This is a genomic window from Streptococcus sp. 27098_8_103 (assembly GCF_041432345.1).
In the GTDB taxonomy this organism is placed as follows: domain Bacteria; phylum Bacillota; class Bacilli; order Lactobacillales; family Streptococcaceae; genus Streptococcus; species Streptococcus mitis_BV.
In genome coordinates, this window is record NZ_JAPVZK010000063.1 from 1 (window position 1) to 811 (window position 811).

General features: G+C 36.6%; 1 protein-coding gene. It reads right to left on the reverse strand.

From position 1 onward, the window contains the following. The coding region (locus O3599_RS09900) for an IS3 family transposase (protein ID WP_371512745.1) at positions 1–811 on the reverse strand (811 nt) is incomplete at both ends.

Below are 811 nucleotides of genomic sequence, written 5' to 3' on the forward strand. Positions count from 1 at the left end.
TTGTTGTAGTAATCAATATAGTCTACAATAGCTTGTTCCAAGTGTTCAAGTGACTGAAACGTATTCTCATAACCATAAAACATTTCAGACTTAAGAATGCCAAAGAAAGATTCCATCATACCGTTATCTGGACTATTTCCCTTACGTGACATAGATGGTTGGATTCCCTTATTCTTTAAAAAATGATGATAGAAATCGTGTTGGTATTGCCATCCTTGGTCACTATGGAGAATTGTATTTTCGTAATGGTTCTCTGTAAAGGCTTGTTCTAGCATAGCTTTCATTTGTACTAAGTTCGGCGAAGTAGAAATATTGTAGGAGATAATTTCGCTGTTAAAGCCATCTAAAACTGGTGATAAATAAAGCTTTTGGCTACTTGCTGGAATGGCAAATTCTGTCACATCTGTGTAGCACTTTTGCATTGGTTTGGTTGCTTCAAATTGACGTTGAATAAGATTATCTGCTTTCTTGCCAACCTCTCCTTGGTATGAAGAATACTTCCGTTTACGGCGAATTCGAGCCGTTAAACCAAGTACTTTCATCAGACGCTGCACCTTCTTATGGTTCACTACGAAGCCACGATTTCGTAATTCTAGAGTCATGCGACGATAGCCATAATTTCCTTTATGCTCAGTATAAATTGACTGAATTTCAGCTTTAATATCATAATCTTTATCGCTTTGATGCAGCTGTTTTAAGTGGTAATAATAGGTTGAACGGGCAAGCTTAATAATCTTTAGAAGGATATCTAAAGAAAACTCTGTTACCAGTCCTTGAACAATTTCCGTTTTTCTTCTTGCTCCTTTTCGTC